Origin of the sequence: Streptomyces sp. NPDC048416, assembly GCF_043200435.1 — a bacterium.
Taxonomy (GTDB): domain Bacteria; phylum Actinomycetota; class Actinomycetes; order Streptomycetales; family Streptomycetaceae; genus Streptomyces.
Genome location: NZ_JBICXU010000004.1, coordinates 1 through 23,151, shown reverse-complemented (window position 1 = coordinate 23,151; position 23,151 = coordinate 1). Strand labels below are relative to the sequence as shown.

Here is a 23,151-nt window from a genome sequence, read left to right as displayed (position 1 = left end):
GACGTACACGAGCGAGTACCCAGGCGCGGGCGAGAACGCAGGAAAGCGTGAGAGCACTGATGAGTCGACGAAAGAAGCCGAGCTCGATGACCGGCGTACGGAGCCGCAGGCGGGCAGCTTCAGTCTGCGCGGCGCTCGGGGTGTGGGCGTTTGCGTCCGGCGGCCTTGCCTCACAAGCCGCCGCTGACGGCAACTCCCCACCTGCGTGGTACCTCGATTCGATGCGGGCTCCTGAGATGTGGAAGACCAGCACTGGCAAAGGCATCAAAGTGGCGGTCGTGGACACCGGGGTGAATCCGAACACGCCATCTCTGCGCGGCCAGGTGCTCAGCCAGGAGGTTCCGCAACCGGCTGCCTACGGCGCGACGCAGGACTATCAGGGCCACGGAACGACGATGGCCGAGCTGATCGCCGGTACGGGAACCGGCGGCGGAATCAGAGGCCTCGCCCCCGACGCAAAGATCATCCCGGTCCGCATCGCCATGAAGACCATGAAAGACACGGACGACCGCACGAGGACGGCTTCAGCCGCAGTCGGGATCCGAGCCGCGGCTGATTCGGACGCCAAGATCATCAACCTGTCCTTCGGCGGGGCCACGGCGGAACCTGGTGAACGTGAGGCGGTGGAATACGCGGTGTCCAAGGGGAAGTTGGTGTTCGCGGCCACTGGGAACGACGAGGAGGCGAACGGTGGGGTGTTGGAATTCCCTGCCGCCTTTCCAGGAGTCGTCGGTGTTGGTGCGGCTGACGAGAGCGGCACTGTTGGAAAGTTTTCGCAATCGGGGAACTATGTCGATCTGGCGTCGCCCGGCCTCAACACCCTCGTGTGGTGCGACACCACGTTCCAGAAGTACTGCGATGCGTCGGGCACCAGCGCGGCCTCAGCCATCGCCTCCGCCTCCGCCGCCCTCATCTGGTCCGCCCACCCCACCTGGACCGCCGACCAGGTTCTGCGGACGATGATCGACACCGCCGGACGGTCCTGGGACAAGGACAAGCCCAGCAAGTACCTCGGCTACGGCCTCATCCGCCCCCGCCTCGTGCTGGAGAAGCCGGACATCGACCCCGGCCCCGCCGATGTCGACCCCGTCTCCCTCGACCAGCAGAAGAGCGGCACCGCCCCGAGTTCCCCGGCGCCGCCGAAGGGCGAGACCGTTGCCGTGGGGGCGGCGCGGGGGGAGGGCGGGGGCGGCAGCATTCCCTGGGTCGTCGCGGGCGTCGTCGCCGGGATCGTCCTTGCCGGGGCCGGCGCGTTCGCCGCGACCAGGAGCCGGCGGCGCGGCGCCCAGCCGGACCACACCCGCACCCCCTAGCCACAGCCACGGCCGCAACCCAGAGCAACAACCCAGAGCCACAACCATCCGCATCACCACCCGACGGAACGAAGGGAAACCGCACATGTCGAAGGACCAGCGGGTATCAGACAGTCAGATGGCCCACCTGGAGGGCCGGATCCTGGAGAAGTTCGACTCGGTGAAGACCCAGCTCAGGAACCTGCAGGGTGTGATCGACGGGCTCGAAGGCCACTGGGACGGCATCGGCGCGGGCGCGTTCAACGGCAAGCAGGCTGACATCAACGACCAGATGGTGCAGATCGGCAACCGTCTGCTGACGTTCCTCGAAGCGATGAAGGCCACGCGCACGGGCAAGGGGGACACCGACGAGGAGGTCCGCAAGGCCCTCATGGGCATCGACGTCGTGGACGGCTACAGCGGCGACACGGCGGCCACGGCGGCGATGACCTCGAACCTCAGCACGTACTAACCAGCGGGTCCAACGGGTCCAGCGGGCCCCATGGGGTGCCCGAAACCCACCGCAGTCCACCACAAGATCATCCAGCAGGGAGACAGAGGAAGCCATGAGCGACTACAGCGGCGATGTCCTCGGAGTGACGTACAGCAGTCTCGAAGAGGCGGCCGCCGCCATCAAGCAGCAGGCCGGCCAGCTCGACGACGACCTCCGCGAGATCAAGAGCCTGGTCGACAAGGCCGCCGGCAGCTGGCACGGCGAGGCCCACGAGGTCTACGTGACGAACCAGCAGGAATGGGACAAGCGGGCGCGGAGCATCCAGACCTCACTGGCGCAGATCGCCAACGCCGTCGCCGACGCGGGCCCGACCTACCGGGCCGGCGACCACAAGGCGGCCGGCTACTTCCAGTAGGGGACGCCGGGGCAACAGCGACGGGGTGGGCGCGCACGGGAGGCGCCCACCCCGTTCGGCGTCGGTACACGGCCGCTCACCGCCGCGCTACTCCGGCGGTGCTTCGAGCCCCCCGTTGCGCACGGACGGCTCCAGGTCGAACTCCCCGTCCCGCGCCCCCAGTACGAACGCCTGCCACTCCGCCTCGGTGTACCGCAGCACCGTGCCGGGGTCCACGGACGACCGCATCGCCACGGCCCCGGCCGGCAGGTACGCGATCTCGACCCGCTCCTCGTCCTCGGACGTACCGGGAGCGCTGTGCCATTCGACCCCCGAGATGTCGAGCGCGTACAGCTCGTTCTTCTCGCGCTCCTTGCGCTCCCGCAGTTCCGTGTCCTGTTCCTCAGCCATGACGGAGCGATTCCTTCCAGACGTAGCGACGGTGCGACGGGCGGCCTGCCAACCGGCCGTCCGATCACCTTACTTGGCAGGTCGCGGCGGGGATGGGGAGCCGGCCAGAATCACGAGAACGGGTTGGTGGTGGGGGTTGGGGAGCGCCGCGTCATGTGCCCTCGGGGACGGGGTCGGGGACGGTCGCGGGGAGGCCCGCCTCGTTCGCGCAGCCCAGTTCGTCAGCGAGGCGGCGCGAGACCGAGTTGACGATCGTCAGGGCGTCCTTGGCCGGGGAGTCACCCGCAAGCTGACCATTGCTGATCGAGCTCGCCCTCACGTACGGCGTCTCACGGCCGTTTCCCCGAGTCCGGCATGCGAAGTAGACGGTGGCCATGGTGCCGCCCTGCGCGTACGCAAGCGCCCCCATGGGGAAGTAGGTCAGCCGGCCGAACCTCGCCACGGGATGGGTGGTCGCTATCAAGTCATGCGTCGGGATGACGGGCGCCGCTGTGAAGTCCAGATTGAGTGCCCAGTAAGCACCGTCACCCTTCGCTTTGTGGACTACGCATACCCCCGGGCGAATCCCGGCGTCGTGCAGGTGTGCGGCCGTCCACGACAATGAGAATTCTCGCGGCCGGCCCGCTGCGCTGCCTCCGCTGTCCTCGGTGAATTCATCGGTTCCGGCGAGGTGACGCAGTGCCGCGGCCGCGGTGGTGTCCAGGGTGGCGGCGCACACGCCGGCTGCCGGAGTACTTTTCGCTTCGGGATTCGAGCCGTGCGAGCAGCCACCTGTGACCATCGCGAGTGCCGCGGCCAGCAGAGCCCACCGCGGCGGGCGACGCCATGTGCGGTTGCGGTTGCGGTCGGGGACGGGGGCACTGGTCATCGCTCTCAGTCCTTGTAGGGCGCGCGGCCACGGTGGTCGTTCTCGTTTGGGCCGGTGCCTTCGTAGGTCTCCCGGATTCGCTCCTTGAAGTATTCGTTGTCTGCTCGCGCCTGAGAGTCGGCGTGGCCCTGAAGGTAATGTTCGTAACTGGTGCCGAGATCGTCCTCGCCTTTGGTGAAGAATTCGGCGCTCGTCATCTGAGACTTTTCCGTAGGGTCGTCCTCCGCCTTGTCCATGGCCTTGTCCGTTTCCTGGCCGATGAACGTGTTGAGCGCGTTACCGGCCAGATCCGAGACAACCGGAGCGATGGCGATGCCCGCGACCGTCGTTCCCGGCAGCGGGATGAGGGCGACACCACCGCCCACCGCGGCACCCACGGCGAACTTGCCCCACTCCGCGACTCTGCCGTTCGACTTGTTGAGTTTTTCGGAGTCGTCCTTGTAGTCGCTCTCGGCCTGCTGCATATGCGAGTGGTCGAGGATTCCCCGGACTTCGGCCTCCGAGACAAGCGCGTGCTGCCCGTGGTGGAAGTTCGCGTCGCTGGTGGGAGGGTTGGCGTCCAGGACGCTGAGGGTGTACAGATGCTGCCCTGCGGTCACCAGCCCGTGCGATGTCTCGTTCTGACCCAGCACGCTCAGGAATGTAATGGCGCCCTGGTTCCCGAAGTCCGCGCGACCCGCATAGCGGCCGGGGAATGTCGTCGCGTCCTTGGCGTGGTCGCCGAGGCCGGACACCGCGTAGTCGAGGTCGTCGATGTACGCGGAGCCCATCTTGCCGAGACTGTCGGCCAGTTCGGGCTGGTCGTGGAGCATCTTCGGGCCGTCCTCGCCGCCATAGAGGTAGGCGACCTGTTCCATCACCCCGGCTGTCGCCGCCGTGCGGCGGTCCGCGCTGCCCGGCGGCGGAGAGGGATGGTTGCCGGGGACGGTCGTGGCGTCATACGCGTAGCCCGTCGTCGCCGCCTCCAGCGCGTGGCCCAGGGAGTCGCGCCCGGCGATCTGATCGGGGGCGTCGCCCATCACGGGGCCGTCCGGGAGCCAGATGCGGTCCTTGGTCAAGTACTGGAGGTGTTCATTGACCTCGGAGTCCTTGTCCACTGTGTCTCCCGAGCCGGCGGGCTGGGCGAAGAACTGCGTCGAGGCGTCGGGGTTGTGACCGAGCGCTTCGAGGAACCCCGTCATCGGGTCGCGGCCACGGTCCTGCTCGCCCCAGAAATTGAGGTCCGCCTGGTTCAGGTTGTTCATCCACGGGCTCATGCCCTTGACGTTGCGCTCCTTGTCGAAGGCCAGGAGTTTGTCGCCGTAGCTGTTGAGGAACTGGTCGTCGTAGTCGCCGAACCGCATGAGGTTGCTCATGACGGCGAACCCGCGCGGGTTGCCGGCGTCGTCGATGCCCAGCGGCTCGGAGCCCAGCTTCACCATGCCGCTCTCCCACGCGTCCATCTTCGCGCTGTCGGACAGCGTGGCCGTGCCCAGGGTGATGCCGAGGTTTTTCTGGAATTGCTTCGCCGCCTCGCCGCGCTTGGGGTCGTAGCCGGCCAGGTACGGGTCTGCGATCCCGGCGTAGAAGGTCAGCACCCCCTTCGGGCCGACGGACGTCGCCAGCTGTTCGGCGAAGAGGGGATCCTGCTGGAACTGGCTCAAGGTGGCGTTGAGCTCGTTGAGTTCGGTCGTCGTGACCTTGTGGGGGTCCTTCTTCATGAGCGCCGCCGCCGTCTTCGCGGCCTTGACTGCCTTGGCCGCCGAGTCCCGGTCGGCGTACGCGGCACCGGAGAAGCCGAGCTTGGCCTGGTCGACGATGAGTTGCAGGGCCTCGGAGGCGGTGGTGTCGCTCTCCGTGGCCTTGCTGAGGATGCGCTGCACCTCGTCGCGCAGGGCGTCGACATCGTGCCGGCTGTGCTCGGGGACGGTGGTTCCCCGCCCTGCGCGGTCGGGGTGGACGTTCATGGTGACGGTGAACGAGCCGTCACCGACGTCCATCACGGTCAGGTTGTTCTTCAGGCCGCGTTCGATGGCGTCCAGCAACTGGTGCTGGTAGTCCTTGAGTTCACTTCGGGTGTCGCCCAGAATCCGGGCGACCGTGGTCGCCTCGGTGTGGGCGTCACTGAATTCCCCGGCCGTCTTGTCGATGAATTCGCGGCTCACCGTGGCGTTGCAGCCGGCCCAGTTCGCCTTGTACGCCTTGGCCCTGAGGTCCCGCTGGCTGGTCTCCTCCAGCTGCGCGAGCTGCCCGGCCATCTGCTCCCAGTCGGTGATCGCCGCGTCGAGCTGGGCGAAGTTCGCGAAGCGGAGCGCGTCGAGGTCCATCAGTGGCCGGCCCTCTCGTCGAATCCCTTGTCGAGTTCGGCGATGCTGCTGACCACGCCGTAGATGTGGGTCTCGTCACCCGCGTGGGCGCCCTTGGTGTAGTCGAGGTGGTTGGAGATGTGGGCACAGGCGTCCAGCAGGCTCTGCACCTGATCGACCCAGTGGACGGCGACATGATCGAGGGCCTTGCCCAGGGCGAACCCCTGTGTGGCCAGGCCCCCGGCGGCGGCCAAGGACGCGCCGCGGGCGTGGCCGCCGAACAGGCCCAGGTCCTGGCGCAGCCGGTAGGCCGCGTCACCGATGGCCGCCAGGTCCTTCTGGTCGACGCGCAGATCGCCCTGCGCGCCCGACGGCGTGCCGGGGTGGTCGTCCTGGGCCGACGGCAGCCGGTTGAGCCGCATCGCCGTCGAACCCCGGCCCGCGGCCTCCTGCTTGAGCTGCTCCCACTCGTCCCATGGCATGCCCGCTGTCCCCCGTGGTCCCTGCACGCCGCCGGGCGCACCCGGGGTGGCATGGTCTCAACTCGACAAGGTGCCTTTGTAGCAGGCGAGTTGCGGCGCGCGTCTGCCGTATGGCCGAGATCCACTCCTTCATGTCACGGGCCCCGGCCGGGTGGCCCCCGTTCCCGTCACGGCCCCCGGACCACCACCACCCCCGTCAGTTCCCGCCCTCCATCAGGCCCGTCTGCACCAGCGGCCTGCCGCGCCTGCGTGAGACGAAGGTGCCGCGGCCGGTCGGCATGGGGCGGGGGCGGACGCCCGAGAGGATGTCGCCCTCGGCGGGGTCGCCCGCCAGGATGACGCCCTGGGCGCCGAGCTCCTTCATGCGCTGGACGAACGGCTCGTACGCGGCGCGGCCCGCGCCCGCCGTGGAGCGGGCGACGATGAAGCGGACGCCCACGTCACGGGCGAACGGCAGGAGTTCGGTGAGTTTGCCGAGCGGGTTGCCGCTGGACGTCGACACCAGGTCGTAGTCGTCCACCACGACGTACACCGTGGGGCCGCGCCACCAACTGCGCTCACGCAACTGCTGCGCGGTCACGTCCGCGCTGGGCGCGCGGCGTCGCATCAGGTCGGCCAGGGCATCCATGTGATGGTCCATGGCGTTCGACATGGGGATGTACTCCGCCAGGTGCGAGGGCGGCGTCGCGTCCAGCAGGGCGCGCCGGTTGTCCACCACGAACAGCTTGCACGCGTCCCCCTCGTACCGCCGTGTGAGCTGCGTGATCAGCAGCCGCAGCAGGTTCGACTTGCCGGACTCGCTCTCGCCGAAGACCAGGAGGAAGGGGTCCTGCTCGAAGTCGACGAACACCGGCTCCAGGTTGTTCTCGTCGAGCGCGAAGGCGATGCCGCGCTCCGGGAAGGCGTTGCCCGGCGGGAGCTGGGCCGCCGGGAGCTCGCGCGGCAGCAGGCGCACGGCGGGCGCGCCCGGAGCCGTCCAGTGCCGGGTGACCTCGGCGGCCAGCGCGGCCGTCGCCTCCGCGAGGTCGGTGTCGGACTGGAGGCCGTCGATGCGCGGCACCGCCGCCATGAAGTGCATCTTCTGCGGGGACTGCCCGCGCCCCGGCACGCCCACCGGCACATTGGCGGCGACCTTGCGGTCGAACTCGGAGTCCATGGAGTCGCCGAGCCGCAGTTCGAGGCGGTTCATCAGGTGGTCCTTGAGGTTGGCCCTGACCTCCATGGAGCGCGACGCGGTCAGCACCAGGTGGATGCCGTAGCCGAGACCGCGGGCCGCGATGTCCAGGACGACCTGCTCCAGACCCTCGTACTCGGTACGGAAGTTGCCCCAGCCGTCGATGACCAGGAACACATCGCCCCACGGCTGGTCGGCGCAGGAGATGGTGCCGCGCGCCCGGCGGGCCCGGAAGTCGGCGATCGAGGCGATGCCGGCCGAGCGGAAGTACTCCTCACGGCGGGTCAGCACGCCGTACACCTCGGCGACCGTGCGCCGCACCCGCTCGGGGTCGAGGCGGGAGGCCACGCCGCCGACGTGCGGGAGCCCGGCGACCGCGGCCATGCCGCCACCGCCGAAGTCGAGCCCGTAGAACTGCACTTCCTGCGGGGTGTGGGTGAGCGCGAACGACGCGAGCAGGGTCCGCAGCAGCGTCGACTTGCCCGACTGCGGGCCGCCCAGGATCTGCAGATGGCCACCCGCACCCGAGAAGTCGCACCACAACGGGTCGCGGCGCTGCTCGTACGGCTTGTCGACGAGACCGAGCGGCACGACCAGACGCCCGGCGCCCTCGTAGCCGGGCTGGGTGAGCCCGCGGCCCGGCACCGGGGCGAGCCCGGACAGCAGCGAGTCGAGCGCGGGCGGGCTGTCCAGCGGCGGCAGCCACACCTGGTGGGCGGCGGGGCCGCGCGCCTCAAGGCGGCGCACGATCACGTCGAGCACCGTGTCGGCCAGCGCGTCGTCGGCGCGCGGCCCGCTCTCGCCGCGCGGCGCCGGCACGGTGGGCGGGGCGTACGTCACCGGCACCTCGGCGGCGGTGAACAGCACCGGACGCCGGTCCACCGGCACAGGACCGCCGAGCGCGGCGGAGCGGTCGGCGCCCGTGCGGTAGACGCCCGAGACGTACGCCGCCTTGAAGCGGGTCATCTCGTCGGTGCCGAACTTCAGATAGCCCGAGCCAGGGACGCTCGGCAGGTGGTAGGCGTCGGGAACACCGAGCGCGGCGCGCGACTCGGCGGCCGAGAAGGTGCGCAGACCGATCCGGTAGGAGAGATACGTCTCCAGGCCGCGCAGCCTGCCCTCCTCAAGGCGCTGCGAGGCGAGCAGCAGATGCACGCCGAGCGAGCGGCCGATCCGGCCGATCTGCACGAACATCTCGATGAAATCGGGTTTGGCGGTGAGCAGTTCACTGAACTCGTCGATGACCAGGACGAGCGAGGGCACCGGTTGCAGCGGGGCGCCGGCCAGCCGGGCCCGCTCGTAGTCGTGGATGTTGGCGTAGTTGCCGGCGTCGCGCAGCATCTCCTGGCGGCGGTTGAGCTCGCCGCGGATCGAGTCGCCCATGCGGTCGACCAGGGTGAGATCGTCCGCGAGGTTGGTGATGACGGCCGCGACGTGCGGCATCTGCGCCATCCCGGCGAACGTCGCGCCGCCCTTGAAGTCGGCGAGGACGAAGTTCAGGGTCTGCGAGGAGTGCGTGACGGCGAGGCCGAGCACCAGGGTGCGCAAGAGCTCCGACTTGCCCGAACCGGTCGCGCCGACGCACAGGCCGTGCGGGCCCATGCCGTCCTGCGCGGCCTCCTTCAGGTCGAGCATGACGGGACGCCCGTCCTCACCCACACCGATCGGCACCCGCAGCCGCTCCGACGCGGAGCGCGGCCGCCAGGTGCGCGCGGTGTCCACCGACGCCGCGTCGCCCAGACTCAGCAGATCGGTGAAGTCCAGATTGGCGAGCAACGGCTCGTCGTCGTCACCGCCGGTGGCCATGCGCAGCGGGGCGAGCTGGCGGGCCAGCGCGTCGGCGGACTCGGAGGACAGCACATCGGGCGTGCCCTCGTACACCAGGCCGTGGCCCGACTCCAGACGCAGGCCGCGCGGGTGCACGACAACGGCCAGATCGCCCCGGGCGCCGGTGAGTTCGCCGGGGACCACCTCGATGACGGTGACGCCCTGAAGGCCCTCGGCCGAGGCGAGCGCCGACATCGGGGGCGGCGACACCCCGTCGAGCACGACGACGATGTGCGGCTCCTCCGCCAGGGGCGCCCCCTCCGGGTGGAAGCGGGGGCGGCCGGTGAGGCGGGAGGCCAGCAGTTCTTCGAGTTCGGCAGCGCTGCGGCTGATCAGACGCCTGCTGCCGGCGCCGTCGGTGAGATCGGGGGCCTGGGTGTGCGGGAGCCACTTGGTCCACTCCCAGTGCGCCGACGCGGACGCGGACGTGGCGACCGCGATCACCAGGTCCTCGGGGGAGTGCAGCGCGGCGAGCGAGGCGATCAGGGCGCGGGCCGAGCCGCGTACCGTCGGCGCGTCCCCACTGACCGTCACGTGGTAGAAGGCGCGCAGCGACACCGCCATCGGCAGGTCCTCCACCGTCTGATGGGTGGCCAGAAACCGCTGCATGGCGCCCGCCGTCAGTGGTTCGAGCTGGTCGACCGGCGCGGTCTGCGGAGGCACCAGCGCGGTCGCGAGCGTCTGCGGCCCGAGCCCGACGCGCACCTGCCCGAAGTCCTCGTCGCCCGCCCGGCGTTCCCACACCCGGCTGCCCTCGGCGACCAGCGCCCACAGCTGCTCGGGGGAGGGGTGCAGGTAGTACTGCGCGTCCCGCTGCTTGCGCGCGGTCCTGGCCGCCGCACGCCGGGTCTGGCCGAGATGGCGCAGGTAGTCGCGGCGCATGTCCGCCAACTGCCCCTGCGAACCCCTGCGATAACGGATGATCATCGCCACCGTCATCGCCACCGTCGAGGCGACCATCACCATGCCCATGATCTTCATGAACGGCTGCGTGTTCGGCATGAAGAAGAACACCACGGAGCCGCCCATGCCCAGCATGGGCAGGAGCTGCATCAGCGCGCCCTCCTGCTGCCCGCGGGGCAGCTCGGGCGGTGGCTGAAGGACGACCTCCTGCGTCGGAACCTCGCCCGGCAGAGCCCGTGGCGGGCGCTTGACAATGATGTGACTCACTACGCACCAATTCCCCTGGCGGTCGCAGAAGTTCAGCCCGCCGCCCCGTGTCCGGCGAACGCCGACCGCGCTCGGATCCTACTGACATCCCGTGCACCCGGCTGGCGATAGGGTGCCATCCGGGGCGTAAGCACCCGCGAACCGCACGACGCCACCCACGGCTGACGTGGATGACACGGATGACGTGGACGACGCGCGTGCGGCAGATGCCCGGGGCACGGGGGAGCGCAGGCGCCACCGGCGTCCGGCGGGCGCACCGGCCCCAGGACGCAGAGCAGGGGACGCCTCGCACCCGCGAGCCGCAGCACACAGCAGGGGGAGCCGAGAGTGAGCACGACGACCACCGCGACGACGGCCGCCGAGCCCGGCGGGCCGGCTCACGCAACCGGAGCGGGGCTCGGCTTCTGCCGTGTGACGATCGTCGCCCCGGACGGCCGCGTCGACGTGGCACTGCCCGACGACATCCCGGTCGCCGACATCTACCCGGAGATCCTGCGGCTCTCCCAGCAGAGCCCGGCCCAGGGCGCCCCCGTGGGCTACTCGCTGGTGCGCCGGGACGGCACCGTCCTCGACAGCGCCCGCTCCTTCGCCGCCCAGTCGATCCTCGACGGCGAACTGCTCACCCTGCGCCCCTTCTCCCAATCGCTGCCCCCCGCCGTCTTCGACGACGTGTCCGAAGCCGTCGCCTCCGCCGTCACCCAGGACCGCACCCTGTGGAACGGCGACCTGACCCGCGCCGCCGGACTCATCGGCGGCGGCGTCCTGCCCGCACTGCTCGCCTTCGCGGCCTGGAGCGGCGACCCGCGCCACGACATGCACGGCCTGCCCGGCATCCTCGCCGCCGTCGCCGGACTGCTCCTGCTCACCCTCGCCGCCGTCCGCGCCCGGATCTACGACGACCAGCTCTCCGCCGTCGCCCTCGGCCTCGGTTCGCTGCCCAACATCGCGGTGGCCGGCTCCGGGCTCCTGCCGCTCGCCGCCCACCACGGCATCGGCCGGCTCCAGATGCTGCTGGCCTGCGCCGCCGTCCTCATCGCCTCCCTGGTGCTCTCCCTGCTCTCACCGCGCGGCGACGGCCCCTTCGTGGCGTTCGTGCTCGCCTCCGCGGTCGGCGCGCTCGTCGTGTTCGCCGCGATCCTCACCCACATGACGGCCGCCGAGACCGCCGCGATCTGCACGCAGCTCGCCGTCGGCGCGCTCGCCTTCCTGCCCGGCCTCTCCATGCGGTTCGCCCGGCTGCCCATCGGCTTCGACGCGCCGCACGCCGCCCAGCGCGACACGGGCGAGGACCCCGCCCCCCAGCCCGTCGACGCCGAGCGCATCGCCGCCCAGGCCCGGCGCGGCCACGAACTGCTCGTCGGCCTGGTCGGCGGCTGCGCCGTCCTCGCGGTCACCGGCGCCGCGGTGCTCGGCTTCGGCGACGGCACCTGGGGCCGCCTGCTCGCCCTGGCCACCGGCATCGCCCTGCTGATGCGCGCCCACCTCTTCCGCTACACCGCGCAGGTCGCCGCCACCCTCGCCGCCGGGCTCGGCTCCCTGGTCCTGCTCGGCCTCGGCCTGTGCGTCAACGCCCCGCGGGATCTGCTGACCGACGCGCTCAAGGGCGACACCGGGGGCCTGGACGTCCACACGCTGTGGCTGGTCGCCGCGATCGCCGCCGCCGCGGCGCTGGTCACCGCGATCGCGCTGATCGTGCCGAACCGGGGCGTCACCCCGTTCTGGGGCCGCTTCCTGGAGATCGCCGAGGGATTCGTCCTGCTCACGCTGGCGCCGCTGACCCTGGCCGTCTTCGACGTGTACGCCAGGGCGCGCGCCCTGACCAGCTGATCCACCCCGGCCGGCCACGGCCGCCGAGCCGGCGTTCCGACCGTGTTCCCACCGGCCGGCCCGTGCGGCGCAGGCCGCGGGGGCACCGCCACCCGGGGTACTGGTACGCTGTGTGACGGCCGTTTGTGTACGCGTTTCCGGAGCATCTGGAAGCTGCGCTCATCGGACCTTCGCCTCGCGAGTCACGGAAGCTCCCCAGAGATCAAGACCTGGGGCACTCGTGGGCGCATCGAACCAATACTGAGGAGTAAGCGTGCCGCTCGACGCCGCTACGAAGAAGCAGATCATGTCCGAGTTCGGCCAGAAGGAGGGCGACACCGGCTCCCCCGAGGTCCAGGTCGCCATGCTCTCGCGCCGTATCTCCGACCTGACGGAGCACCTCAAGACGCACAAGCACGACCACCACTCCCGTCGTGGCCTGCTGATCCTCGTCGGCCAGCGCCGCCGCCTTCTGCAGTACCTGGCCAAGAAGGACATCCAGCGCTTCCGCGCCCTTGTCGACCGCCTGGGCATCCGCCGCGGTGCGGCCGGCGGCGCCAAGTAAGCATGCTGTCGAGGGAGCGGTTCCCACCTATCAGGGGGCCGCTCCCTTTGCTGTACATGCGCGACGTACCGAACGCTCAGTAGTCTGGTACGGACAACAGAACAGCAGCACCGAAGACGCATCACCCCGCGACGCGCGAGCAGCAGCTCCTCCCGCCGCCGGTCCTCGGTAGTGGCCCCCGGACCGCAAGGCACCCCGGGCGCTTCGATCGAAGACCGGCCCGCCCCCAGGAGCGCTTCTTGGCCCGTCGCCCCACCGTCCCCGAGCCACACGGGCCAGGGGACGAAAAGACGACAATGCAGCCAAGCAAATGGAGAAAACACTAGTGGAGAACGAGACCCACTACGCCGAGGCCGTCATCGACAACGGCTCCTTCGGCACCCGCACCATCCGCTTCGAGACGGGCCGCCTGGCCAAGCAGGCCGCCGGCTCCGCCGTGGCGTACCTGGACGACGACACGATGGTCCTCTCGGCCACCACCGCGTCCAAGAAGCCCAAGGACCAGCTCGACTTCTTCCCCCTGACGGTGGACGTCGAGGAGCGGCAGTACGCGGCCGGCAAGATCCCCGGCTCCTTCTTCCGCCGCGAGGGCCGGCCCTCCGAGGACGCGATCCTCACCTGCCGCCTCATCGACCGCCCGCTGCGCCCGTCCTTCAAGAAGGGCCTGCGCAACGAGATCCAGGTCGTCGCCACGATCATGGCGCTCAACCCCGACCACCTGTACGACGTCGTCGCGATCAACGCCGCGTCCGCGTCCACCCAGCTGGCCGGCCTGCCCTTCTCCGGCCCGATCGGCGGCGTCCGCGTCGCGCTGATCAACGGCCAGTGGGTCGCGTTCCCGACGCACACCGAGCTTGAGGACGCCGTCTTCGACATGGTCGTCGCCGGTCGCGCCCTCGAGGACGGCGACGTCGCGATCATGATGGTCGAGGCCGAGGCCACCGAGAAGACCATCCAGCTGGTCAAGGGCGGCGCCGAGGCGCCCACCGAGGAGGTCGTCGCCTCCGGCCTCGACGCCGCGAAGCCCTTCATCAAGGTCCTCTGCAAGGCCCAGGCCGACCTCGCCGCCAAGGCCGCGAAGCCGACCGGTGAGTTCCCCGTCTTCCTCGACTACCAGGACGACGTCCTGGAGGCGCTGACCGCCGCGGTCAAGGGCGAGCTCGCCCAGGCGCTCACCATCGCGGGCAAGCAGGACCGCGAGGCCGAGCTGGACCGCGTCAAGGAGATCGCCGCCGACAAGCTGCTCCCGCAGTTCGAGGGCCGCGAGAAGGAGATCTCCGCCGCGTACCGCGCGCTGACCAAGAAGCTGGTCCGCGAGCGCGTCATCAAGGACAAGGTCCGCATCGACGGCCGCGGCATCACGGACATCCGTACGCTGGCCGCCGAGGTCGAGGCCATCCCGCGGGTGCACGGCTCCGCCCTGTTCGAGCGTGGCGAGACCCAGATCCTGGGCGTCACCACCCTCAACATGCTCCGCATGGAGCAGCAGCTGGACACCCTCTCCCCGGTGACCCGCAAGCGCTACATGCACAACTACAACTTCCCGCCGTACTCCGTCGGTGAGACCGGCCGCGTGGGCTCGCCCAAGCGCCGCGAGATCGGCCACGGCGCGCTCGCCGAGCGCGCCATCGTGCCGGTCCTCCCGACGCGCGAGGAGTTCCCCTACGCGATCCGTCAGGTGTCCGAGGCCCTCGGCTCCAACGGCTCGACGTCCATGGGCTCGGTCTGCGCCTCCACCATGTCGCTCCTGAACGCCGGTGTGCCCCTCAAGGCCCCCGTCGCCGGTATCGCCATGGGCCTGATCTCCCAGGAGATCGACGGCAAGACGCACTACGTCGCCCTCACCGACATCCTCGGTGCCGAGGACGCGTTCGGCGACATGGACTTCAAGGTCGCCGGTACGAAGGAGTTCGTCACCGCGCTCCAGCTCGACACCAAGCTGGACGGCATCCCGGCCTCCGTCCTGGCCGCCGCCCTCAAGCAGGCCCGTGACGCCCGCCTCCACATCCTCGACGTGATGATGGAAGCGATCGACACGCCGGACGAGATGTCCCCCAACGCCCCGCGGATCATCACCGTCAAGATCCCCGTGGACAAGATCGGTGAGGTCATCGGCCCCAAGGGCAAGATGATCAACCAGATCCAGGAGGACACCGGCGCCGAGATCACGATCGAGGACGACGGCACCATCTACATCGGTGCCCAGGTCGGCTCGCAGGCCGAGGCCGCCCGCGCCACGATCAACTCGATCGCCAACCCGACCATGCCGGAGGTCGGCGAGCGCTACCTGGGTACGGTCGTCAAGACCACCACCTTCGGTGCGTTCGTGTCCCTGATGCCCGGCAAGGACGGCCTGCTGCACATCTCGCAGATCCGCAAGCTGGCCGGTGGCAAGCGCGTGGAGAACGTCGAGGACGTGCTCGGTGTCGGCTCCAAGGTTCAGGTCGAGATCGCCGAGATCGACTCCCGCGGCAAGCTCTCCCTCGTCCCCGTGATCGAGGGCGAGACCGCCGACGACGCCGAGAAGGACGACGCGGCCAAGTGACGTCCCGTAGTTCCGCGACGACGGCCCGCCCCTCTTCGGAGGGGCGGGCCGTCGCCCGTACCCAAACGCTCCTGAAGGGCCGGGACGGCATCGGCACCGTCCGCCGTACGACCCTCCCCGGCGGCCTGCGGGTCGTCACCGAAACCCTTCCCTCCGTACGGTCGGCGACCTTCGGCATCTGGGTCCAGGTGGGTTCGCGCGACGAGACGCCCACGCTGAACGGCGCCACCCACTACCTGGAACACCTCCTGTTCAAGGGCACCAGCAAGCGCAGTGCCCTCGACATCTCCTCCGCCCTCGACGCGGTCGGCGGCGAGATGAACGCCTTCACGGCGAAGGAGTACACCTGCTACTACGCGCGGGTGCTCGACACCGATCTGCCGCTGGCCATCGACGTCGTGTGCGACATGCTCACGGACTCGCTGATCCTCGCCGAGGACATCGACGCCGAACGCGGCGTCATCCTCGAAGAGATCGCGATGACCGAGGACGACCCGGGCGACTGCGTGCACGACCTGTTCGCGCACACCATGCTCGGCGACACCCCCCTCGGCCGCCCGGTCCTCGGCACCGTCGACACCATCAACGCCCTGACCCAGGCGCAGATCGCGCGCTTCTACAAGAAGCACTACGACCCGCGCCACCTGGTCGTGGCGGCCGCCGGAAACGTCGACCACGCCACCGTCGTACGCCAGGTCCGCAAGGCCTTCGAGAAGGCCGGCGCGCTGTCCAGCACGGACGCCGTCCCCCTCACCCCGCGCAGCGGCTCCCGCACCCTGAAGGCCGCAGGCCGCATGGAGCTCCTGAACCGCCGCACGGAACAGGCCCACGTCGTCCTCGGCATGCCGGGCCTGGCCCGCACCGACGAGCGCCGCTGGGCGCTCGGCGTCCTGAACACCGCGCTCGGCGGCGGCATGTCGTCCCGGCTCTTCCAGGAGGTCCGCGAGAAGCGCGGCCTGGCCTACAGCGTGTACTCCTACACCTCGGGCTTCGCCGACTGCGGCCTGTTCGGCGTGTACGCGGGCTGCCGCCCGAGCCAGGTCCACGACGTCCTGAAGATCTGCCGCGACGAACTGGACCGGGTGGCCGAGGAAGGACTCTCGGACGACGAGATCGGCCGCGCCGTCGGCCAGCTCTCCGGCTCCACCGTCCTCGGCCTTGAGGACACGGGCGCGCTGATGAACCGCATCGGCAAGAGCGAGCTGTGCTGGGGCGAGCAGATGTCGGTCGACGACATGCTGGCCAAGATGGCGGCGGTCACCCCGGACGACGTCCGTGAGGTGGCCCGTGATGTCCTGGGGCAGCGTCCCTCGCTGTCCGTCATCGGCCCGCTGAAGGACAAGCAGGCCGACCGCCTCCACGAAGCGATCGCGTAACCCCTGTCGCGTAACCCTGAAGGAAGCAAGCGAATGAGCAAGCTGCGCGTGGCGGTCCTCGGCGCCAAGGGCCGGATCGGCTCCGAAGCGGTACGAGCCGTGGAGGCCGCCGAGGACATGGAACTGGTCGCGGCCCTCGGCCGCGGCGACTCCCTGGACACGCTCGCCGAGAGCGGCGCCCAGGTCGTCGTCGAACTGACCACCCCCGCCTCGGTGATGGAAAACCTGGAGTTCTGTGTACGCCACGGAATCCACGCCGTCGTCGGCACCACGGGCTGGACCGAGGACCGCCTCGCGCAGCTGCACACCTGGCTGGACGGCTCGCCGTCCACCGGGGTGCTCATCGCCCCGAACTTCTCCATCGGCGCCGTCCTGACCATGAAGTTCGCCCAGCTCGCGGCGCCGTACTTCGAATCCGTCGAGGTCGTCGAGCTGCACCACCCGAACAAGGTCGACGCGCCCTCCGGCACCGCCACGCGCACCGCCCAGCTCATCGCGGCGGCCCGCGCCGAAGCGGGGGTCGGCCCCGCGCCGGACGCCACCACCACGGCGCTCGACGGCGCCCGCGGCGCCGACGTGGACGGCATCCCCGTGCACGCGGTGCGACTGCGCGGCCTCCTGGCCCACCAGGAAGTGCTGCTCGGCGCGGAGGGCGAGACCCTGACCGTGCGCCACGACTCCCTGCACCACAGCAGCTTCATGCCGGGCATCCTGCTCGGCGCCCGCCGCGTGGTGACCACTCCGGGCCTCACCTTCGGCCTGGAACACTTCCTCGACCTCAACTGAGCGGCACCGTCGGTCTCATGCGCGCGAAAATCACCTACCTCATCACGGCCGCCGTCCTGGTCTTCTACTTCGTCCTGGCCGGCACCCGCGGCCTGTGGCTCCTCGAAGAGGGCACCTGGATCACCATCCCGCTGGGCGTGGCCGTCCTGATCCTGCCGCTGGTCGGTATCTGGTTCCTGTGGGCCAACACCCGCTTCGTGACGCAGGCCAACAGGCTCGCCGCCGAACTGGACGCCGAGGGCGGCCTGCCCGTCGACGAACTGGTCCGCACCACGGGCGGCCGCATCGACCGTGACTCGGCCGACGCGGTCTTCGCCCGGCGCAAGGCCGAGACGGAGGACGCGCCCGACGACTGGCGCTGCTGGTTCCGCCTCGCGGTCGCCTACCAGGACGCCCGCGACACCCCCCGGGCCCGCAAGGCGATGCAGCGGGCGATCGCACTGCACGCGAAGAAGCCGGCCACGGTCTGACGGGACCGGCCGAGCAGGAACCGGCCGACCGGAGACCGGCCGACCAGGACCCGGCGGTCAGAGGCCGCGGTATTCGTCACCCCATGCCTCCACCAGGTCCGCGGCCCGGTCGAAGGCCGCGCCGCGCCCGAGGAAGTCCGCGTTGTGATCGGTGAGCAGCGGCGCGAGGGCAGCCCCGTCCGCACGCTCGGCGATCAACGCCTGCCCCTGGACGGTCCGCGGAAGGCCCAGCCAGCGCACCGGCTGCTGAACCGTGCGCACACCGCGGATCCGCGGCCACGCCACCGTGGAGGTGGAGAAGAAGGCGACCCGGCGCAGACCGGCCCGGCTGACCCAGACCCCGACCCGCAGCAGCCGCAGCGACGAGGCGATCACCAGCACGGCGACGCCGAGAACGGCGAGCGCACCCACCGGTTCACCGGCAGCGGCGATGATCACCGCGGCAAGCAGGACGAACGAGGCGAGCAGCAGCAGCACGGCCCCCGCGGCGACCCGCCACGGGCCCGGCCGGTAGGGCCGACGCCAACGGTCGTGGTCGTCGAAGGGCAGCGCGACCTCGTCGCCGTACTCACCGGGTGCGTCAACTGCGCGGTCGGCCGTCAGGAAGGGCAGGGGCACGACTGATCCTCACTCACAAGCACACTCGATTGGGCTGTGCGGGGTGAGGCTACCCAGCAGGTCACCGTGCGGCCACCTCCGGGGTCGGGAGCGCGTCGCCGCGTCCGGGCCGCTCAGCGGGCGTCACCGCCCGTCGGAGGCCTCGGACTGCTGGACGTGACCGGCGGACTGGGGGCTCTCCATCGCGGGCAGTCCGAAGAGCAGCGCGCCGGTCAGCCCGGCTATGACGGTGAGCCCCACCAGGGTCCGTCCGAGGAGCTGACCTGCGCTCGCGCGCGGGCGAGGCGGCGGCTCGACGTTGCTGCGGTAGCGGTCGGCCTCGGCGACGAATGCGAACGGAACGGGCTCACGCCGGCGGAACATGGGGCACATCTCCTAGGAAACTGGAAGGGCTGTCGAACGTGCTGCTGCTTACTTGTACAGACGCGCGACACTGTCGATTGGTGCCCGAATTCCCCGAATTGGCCGAAGAATGTGATGACGAACCGTCAGGGACGGAGTTGTCAGTGCCGACCCGTAGAGTGGGCGCCGCCCGAGCGACGCAATCGGAAGGACCCGTCGGTGACCGACACCCCCGCCCCAGACCTCAAGCCCAGCTTCCGCAGTGACGTCACCGTCGACCTGGTCAAGCACGCGGCGTCCGACTCGGACGTGCTGTGGGCAGCCCGCGTGTCCACGGCGGGCGAGCAGTCCCTGGAGGAGCTTCAGAAGGACCCCGAGCGCTCCAAGGGCCTCATCAACTTCCTGATGCGGGACCGGCACGGCAGCCCCTTCGAGCACAACTCGATGACGTTCTTCATCAGCGCCCCGATCTTCGTCTTCCGCGAGTTCATGCGGCACCGCGTCGGCTGGTCGTACAACGAGGAATCGGGCCGGTACAGGGAGCTCCAGCCGGTCTTCTACGTGCCGGACGCCGACCGCAAGCTGGTCCAGCAGGGCCGCCCCGGCAAGTACGAGTTCGTCGACGGCTCGCCGGAGCAGCAGGAGCTGACCGCCCGCGTCATGGAGGACTCCTACCGCCGCTCCTACGAGGCGTACCAGGAGATGCTGGCGGCCGGCGTCGCCCGCGAAGTCGCCCGCGCCACGCTCCCGGTCGGCCTCTTCTCCTCGATGTACGCGACGTGCAACGCCCGTTCGCTGATGCACTTCCTCGGCCTGCGCACCCAGCACGAGCTGGCGAAGGTGCCGTCGTTCCCGCAGCGGGAGATCGAGATGGTCGGCGAGAAGATGGAGCGGGAGTGGGCCCGGCTGATGCCGCTCACCCACGCGGCGTTCAACACCAACGGCCGGGTGGCCCCGTAAGCGCCCTCGTCGACGGGCGCGCGGACCCATACCGGCACAGATGTGCGGATACGCCGCGCAAAGTGTCCGTATTGCGGCGTTTCGTGAAGTTCATCTAGGCTGATCAAACGGACCCGGCACTGCTTGAACCCCCGAGCAGGCAGTGCCGGGCTCCCACAGCGACCTGCCCCCGAGGGGGGACCCGGCGCTGAGCAGCGAGTAGCGTGTTACCCATGGCTCCGATCTCCACTCCGCAGACCCCCTTCGGGCGGGTCCTCACCGCCATGATCACGCCCTTCACGGCGGACGGCGCACTCGACCTCGACGGCGCCCAGCGACTGGCCGCCCACCTGGTCGACGCAGGCAACGACGGACTGATCGTCAACGGCACCACCGGCGAGTCCCCGACCACCAGCGACGCGGAGAAAGACCAGCTCGTACGGGCCGTACTGGAGGCCGTCGGAGACCGGGCCCACGTCGTGGCCGGAATCGGCACCAACGACACCCGCCACACCCTCGAACTTGCCCGAACGGCCGAACGCTCCGGCGCACACGGCCTGCTCGCGGTGACCCCGTACTACAACAAGCCCTCCCAGGAGGGCCTGCTCCGGCACTTCTCGGCCATCGCCGACGCCACCGAACTGCCGGTGATGCTGTACGACATCCCCGGCCGCAGCGGCGTACCGATCGACACCGAAACCCTCGTCCGGCTCGCCGAGCACCCCAGGATCGTCGCCAACAAGGACGCCAAGGGCGACCTCGGCCGCGCCGGCTGGGCCATCGCCCGCTCCGGCCTCGCCTGGTACTCCGGCGACGACATGCTCAACCTGCCCCTGCTCTCGGTCGGCGCCTGCGGCTTCGTCTCCGTGGTCGGCCACCTCGTCACCCCCGAGCTCCGCGCCCTGCTCGACGCCTACCTCGCGGGCGACGTACGCAAGGCCACCGAGATCCACCAGCGGCTGCTCCCCGTCTACACGGGCATGTTCCGCACCCAGGGAGTCATGACCACCAAGGCGGCCCTGGCCCGCAAGGGCCTGCCCGCCGGACCGCTCCGGCTCCCCATGGTCGAGCTCAGCGCCGAAGAATCCAGCCAGCTGGCGCTCGATCTGGCAGCCGGTGGGGTACAGCTCTAACCACAGACTTCACAACTGAATACGCGCACGACACGCGCGAAACCCCTACACAACAGCAAGTGCACGAATGACATACGCGCCACGTGCCCTACCGGTACGTGGCGCGTGTGGTGAGGAGAGTCTTTTGAGTCATCCGCATCCCGAACTCGGTACCCCGCCGAAGCTCCCCAAGAACGGCCTGCGCGTCACACCGCTCGGCGGTCTCGGTGAAATCGGCCGGAACATGACGGTCTTCGAGTTCAACGGCCGCCTGCTCATCGTCGACTGCGGCGTCCTCTTCCCCGAGGAGGAGCAGCCCGGCATCGACCTGATCCTGCCGGACTTCAGCTCGATCCGGGACCGCCTCGACGACATCGAGGGCATCGTCCTGACGCACGGCCACGAGGACCACATCGGCGGCGTCCCCTACCTGCTCCGCGAGAAGCCGGACATCCCGCTGATCGGCTCCAAGCTGACCCTCGCGCTCATCGAGGCCAAGCTCCAGGAGCACCGCATCCGCCCGTACACGCTGGAGGTCGCCGAGGGCGACCGCGAGCGCCTGGGCCCCTTCGACTGCGAGTTCATCGCGGTCAACCACTCCATCCCGGACGCCCTCGCGGTCGCCATCCGCACCCCCGCGGGCCTGGCCGTCGCGACCGGCGACTTCAAGATGGACCAGCTCCCGCTGGACGGCCGGCTCACCGACCTCCACGCGTTCGCCCGGCTGAGCGAGGAGGGCATCGACCTTCTCCTCGCCGACTCCACGAACGCCGAGGTCCCCGGCTTCGTGCCGCCGGAGCGGGACATCTCCAACGTGCTGCGCAACGTCTTCGCCAACGCCGACAAGCGCATCATCGTGGCCAGTTTCGCCAGCCACGTGCACCGCATCCAGCAGATCCTCGACGCCGCCCACGAGTACGGCCGCAGGGTCGCCTTCGTCGGCCGCTCGATGGTCCGCAACATGGGCATCGCCCGTGACCTCGGCTACCTGAAGGTCCCGGCCGGCCTCGTCGTCGACGTGAAGACGCTCGACGACCTGCCCGACGACGAGGTCGTCCTGGTCTGCACGGGATCGCAGGGCGAGCCGATGGCCGCGCTGTCCCGGATGGCCAACCGCGACCACCAGATCCGCATCGTCCAGGGCGACACCGTGATCCTGGCGTCGTCGCTCATCCCGGGCAACGAGAACGCGGTCTACCGCGTCATCAACGGCCTGACCCGCTGGGGCGCCAACGTCGTCCACAAGGGCAATGCCAAGGTGCACGTCTCGGGCCACGCCTCGGCCGGCGAGCTGCTGTACTTCTACAACATCTGCAAGCCGAAGAACCTGATGCCGGTCCACGGCGAATGGCGCCACCTGCGGGCGAACGCGGAGCTCGGAGCGCTCACCGGCGTCCCGAAGAACCACATCGTCATCGCCGAGGACGGCGTGGTCGTCGACCTGGTCGACGGCAGCGCGCGCATCGTCGGCAAGGTCCAGGCGGGTTACGTCTACGTCGACGGCTCCTCGGTCGGCGACGTGACGGAGTCCTCCCTGAAGGACCGCCGCATCCTCGGCGACGAGGGCATCATCTCGGTGTACGTGGTGGTGGATTCGAGCAGCGGCAAGATCACCAGCGGCCCGCACATCCAGGCACGCGGTTCCGGCATCGACGACTCGGCATTCGGCCCGGTGGTGTCGAAGATCGAGGAAGCGCTGAACCGGTCCGCCCAGGACGGCGTCGTCGAGCCCCACCAGCTGCAACAGCTGATCCGTCGCTCGGTCGGCAAGTGGGTCTCGGACACCTACCGCAGGCGTCCGATGATCCTTCCCGTCGTCGTCGAGGTCTGACGACAGCGACAGCAGGCCCGGAGCGGGGCGCCTCGATTTGCATCGAGGCGCCCCGCTCCAGTAGGTTTATGTCTCCGCCCAAACGGGAACCCGGCACCTTTGCGTGCCACACGGGATCCCCGAACGGGACGGAAATCCGGCTTCAGAATCTCTGATAAAGTCGGTCCCGCCGAAAGGGAAACGCGAGAGCGAAGAACTCGAAGCGAACCCCAATTCGACGGGGAATCGGACACGAAAGAGTCTGATAGAGTCGGAAACACGAAATACCGAAGGGAAGCGCCCGGAGGAAAGCCCGAGAGGGTGAGTACAAAGGAAGCGTCCGTTCCTTGAGAACTCAACAGCGTGCCAAAAGTCAACGCCAGATTGACAACCCCGTCTCCACTTCGGTGGGACGAGGTTCCTTT

19 protein-coding genes are annotated in these 23,151 nt (G+C 69.7%); 12 read left to right on the top strand and 7 right to left on the bottom strand.

The window, feature by feature from the left end; all coding sequences use genetic code 11:
- The first annotated feature begins 59 nt into the window (after positions 1-59).
- The 3 genes from ACGFW5_RS06740 to ACGFW5_RS06730 all read left to right on the top strand — a co-directional run bounded on the left by ACGFW5_RS06740 (position 60) and on the right by ACGFW5_RS06730 (position 2,161).
- On the top strand, positions 60-1,313 hold the full coding sequence (locus ACGFW5_RS06740; RefSeq protein ID WP_393833108.1) for a S8 family serine peptidase: 1,254 nt from the start codon (positions 60-62) through the stop codon (positions 1,311-1,313).
- Between the two features lie 85 nt (positions 1,314-1,398).
- A complete protein-coding gene (locus ACGFW5_RS06735; RefSeq protein ID WP_393833107.1) occupies positions 1,399-1,764 on the top strand; it encodes a WXG100 family type VII secretion target in 366 nt (121 codons plus the stop codon).
- Positions 1,765-1,858: 94 nt separating this feature from the next.
- Positions 1,859-2,161 (top strand): WXG100 family type VII secretion target, encoded by a 303-nt coding sequence (locus ACGFW5_RS06730; RefSeq protein WP_393833106.1) that lies wholly within the window; start codon positions 1,859-1,861, stop codon positions 2,159-2,161.
- An 87-nt stretch (positions 2,162-2,248) separates the two neighbouring features.
- Here the strand turns inward: ACGFW5_RS06730 and ACGFW5_RS06725 are convergent, their stop codons facing one another.
- The 5 genes from ACGFW5_RS06725 to eccCa form a co-directional block, all read right to left on the bottom strand.
- Positions 2,249-2,551 carry a DUF397 domain-containing protein gene (locus ACGFW5_RS06725; protein ID WP_393833105.1) on the bottom strand — a complete coding sequence of 101 codons (303 nt, stop codon included), beginning with the start codon at positions 2,549-2,551 and terminating at the stop codon, positions 2,249-2,251.
- Positions 2,552-2,702: 151 nt separating this feature from the next.
- Complete coding sequence (locus tag ACGFW5_RS06720; RefSeq protein WP_393833104.1) at positions 2,703-2,993, bottom strand: hypothetical protein; 291 nt, start codon at positions 2,991-2,993, stop codon at positions 2,703-2,705.
- Between the two features lie 431 nt (positions 2,994-3,424).
- Positions 3,425-5,725 carry a hypothetical protein gene (locus ACGFW5_RS06715; protein ID WP_393833103.1) on the bottom strand — a complete coding sequence of 767 codons (2,301 nt, stop codon included), beginning with the start codon at positions 5,723-5,725 and terminating at the stop codon, positions 3,425-3,427.
- Positions 5,725-6,186, bottom strand: coding sequence for a hypothetical protein (locus tag ACGFW5_RS06710; protein ID WP_393833102.1), 462 nt, complete (start codon positions 6,184-6,186; stop codon positions 5,725-5,727). Before ACGFW5_RS06710 ends, ACGFW5_RS06715 begins: the two co-directional genes overlap by 1 nt.
- Before the next feature lie 196 nt (positions 6,187-6,382).
- Positions 6,383-10,357: a type VII secretion protein EccCa gene (eccCa, locus tag ACGFW5_RS06705; RefSeq protein ID WP_393833101.1), complete on the bottom strand. Its 3,975-nt coding sequence runs from the start codon at positions 10,355-10,357 to the stop codon at positions 6,383-6,385.
- Positions 10,358-10,684: 327 nt separating this feature from the next.
- Between eccCa and eccD the strand changes: the two genes are divergently transcribed.
- From eccD to ACGFW5_RS06675, 6 genes are all read left to right on the top strand, one after another.
- Positions 10,685-12,184: a type VII secretion integral membrane protein EccD gene (gene eccD / locus ACGFW5_RS06700; protein WP_393833100.1), complete on the top strand. Its 1,500-nt coding sequence runs from the start codon at positions 10,685-10,687 to the stop codon at positions 12,182-12,184.
- A gap of 253 nt (positions 12,185-12,437) precedes the next feature.
- Complete coding sequence (gene rpsO / locus ACGFW5_RS06695) at positions 12,438-12,728, top strand: 30S ribosomal protein S15 (RefSeq protein WP_267056737.1); 291 nt, start codon at positions 12,438-12,440, stop codon at positions 12,726-12,728.
- A gap of 325 nt (positions 12,729-13,053) precedes the next feature.
- Positions 13,054-15,273, top strand: coding sequence for a polyribonucleotide nucleotidyltransferase (locus ACGFW5_RS06690; RefSeq protein WP_393833386.1), 2,220 nt, complete (start codon positions 13,054-13,056; stop codon positions 15,271-15,273).
- On the top strand, positions 15,270-16,649 hold the full coding sequence (locus ACGFW5_RS06685) for a M16 family metallopeptidase (protein ID WP_393833099.1): 1,380 nt from the start codon (positions 15,270-15,272) through the stop codon (positions 16,647-16,649). Before ACGFW5_RS06690 ends, ACGFW5_RS06685 begins: the two co-directional genes overlap by 4 nt.
- A gap of 33 nt (positions 16,650-16,682) precedes the next feature.
- Positions 16,683-17,435 carry a 4-hydroxy-tetrahydrodipicolinate reductase gene (gene dapB, locus ACGFW5_RS06680; protein WP_393833098.1) on the top strand — a complete coding sequence of 251 codons (753 nt, stop codon included), beginning with the start codon at positions 16,683-16,685 and terminating at the stop codon, positions 17,433-17,435.
- Between the two features lie 17 nt (positions 17,436-17,452).
- Positions 17,453-17,905: a hypothetical protein gene (locus tag ACGFW5_RS06675; protein ID WP_393833097.1), complete on the top strand. Its 453-nt coding sequence runs from the start codon at positions 17,453-17,455 to the stop codon at positions 17,903-17,905.
- A gap of 57 nt (positions 17,906-17,962) precedes the next feature.
- On the opposite strand, the gene ACGFW5_RS06670 is transcribed toward ACGFW5_RS06675, so the two are convergent.
- The gene (locus ACGFW5_RS06670) at positions 17,963-18,523 is read right to left on the bottom strand and encodes a hypothetical protein (RefSeq protein WP_393833096.1); all 561 of its coding nucleotides are present in this window, start codon (positions 18,521-18,523) and stop codon (positions 17,963-17,965) included.
- A gap of 123 nt (positions 18,524-18,646) precedes the next feature.
- On the bottom strand, positions 18,647-18,886 hold the full coding sequence (locus ACGFW5_RS06665; protein WP_393833095.1) for a hypothetical protein: 240 nt from the start codon (positions 18,884-18,886) through the stop codon (positions 18,647-18,649).
- 198 nt (positions 18,887-19,084) lie between these two features.
- Here ACGFW5_RS06665 and thyX point away from each other — a divergent pair, with 198 nt between their 5' ends.
- The 3 genes from thyX (at position 19,085) to ACGFW5_RS06650 (ending at position 22,747) form a co-directional block, all read left to right on the top strand.
- Positions 19,085-19,825, top strand: coding sequence for an FAD-dependent thymidylate synthase (thyX, locus tag ACGFW5_RS06660; protein ID WP_393833094.1), 741 nt, complete (start codon positions 19,085-19,087; stop codon positions 19,823-19,825).
- A 212-nt stretch (positions 19,826-20,037) separates the two neighbouring features.
- Positions 20,038-20,937 carry a 4-hydroxy-tetrahydrodipicolinate synthase gene (gene dapA / locus ACGFW5_RS06655; protein WP_393833093.1) on the top strand — a complete coding sequence of 300 codons (900 nt, stop codon included), beginning with the start codon at positions 20,038-20,040 and terminating at the stop codon, positions 20,935-20,937.
- 124 nt (positions 20,938-21,061) lie between these two features.
- Complete coding sequence (locus ACGFW5_RS06650; protein ID WP_393833092.1) at positions 21,062-22,747, top strand: ribonuclease J; 1,686 nt, start codon at positions 21,062-21,064, stop codon at positions 22,745-22,747.
- Positions 22,748-23,151: the final 404 nt, after the last annotated feature.

Coding starts and splice junctions, on each gene's coding strand:
- ACGFW5_RS06740 (WP_393833108.1), top strand. CDS start 60: ATGAGTCGACGAAAGAAGCCGAGCTCGATGACCGGCGTACGGAGCCGC.
- ACGFW5_RS06735 (WP_393833107.1), top strand. CDS start 1,399: ATGTCGAAGGACCAGCGGGTATCAGACAGTCAGATGGCCCACCTGGAG.
- ACGFW5_RS06730 (WP_393833106.1), top strand. CDS start 1,859: ATGAGCGACTACAGCGGCGATGTCCTCGGAGTGACGTACAGCAGTCTC.
- ACGFW5_RS06725 (WP_393833105.1), bottom strand. CDS start 2,551: ATGGCTGAGGAACAGGACACGGAACTGCGGGAGCGCAAGGAGCGCGAG.
- ACGFW5_RS06715 (WP_393833103.1), bottom strand. CDS start 5,725: ATGGACCTCGACGCGCTCCGCTTCGCGAACTTCGCCCAGCTCGACGCG.
- ACGFW5_RS06710 (WP_393833102.1), bottom strand. CDS start 6,186: ATGCCATGGGACGAGTGGGAGCAGCTCAAGCAGGAGGCCGCGGGCCGG.
- dapB (WP_393833098.1), top strand. CDS start 16,683: ATGAGCAAGCTGCGCGTGGCGGTCCTCGGCGCCAAGGGCCGGATCGGC.
- ACGFW5_RS06675 (WP_393833097.1), top strand. CDS start 17,453: ATGCGCGCGAAAATCACCTACCTCATCACGGCCGCCGTCCTGGTCTTC.
- ACGFW5_RS06665 (WP_393833095.1), bottom strand. CDS start 18,886: ATGTTCCGCCGGCGTGAGCCCGTTCCGTTCGCATTCGTCGCCGAGGCC.
- dapA (WP_393833093.1), top strand. CDS start 20,038: ATGGCTCCGATCTCCACTCCGCAGACCCCCTTCGGGCGGGTCCTCACC.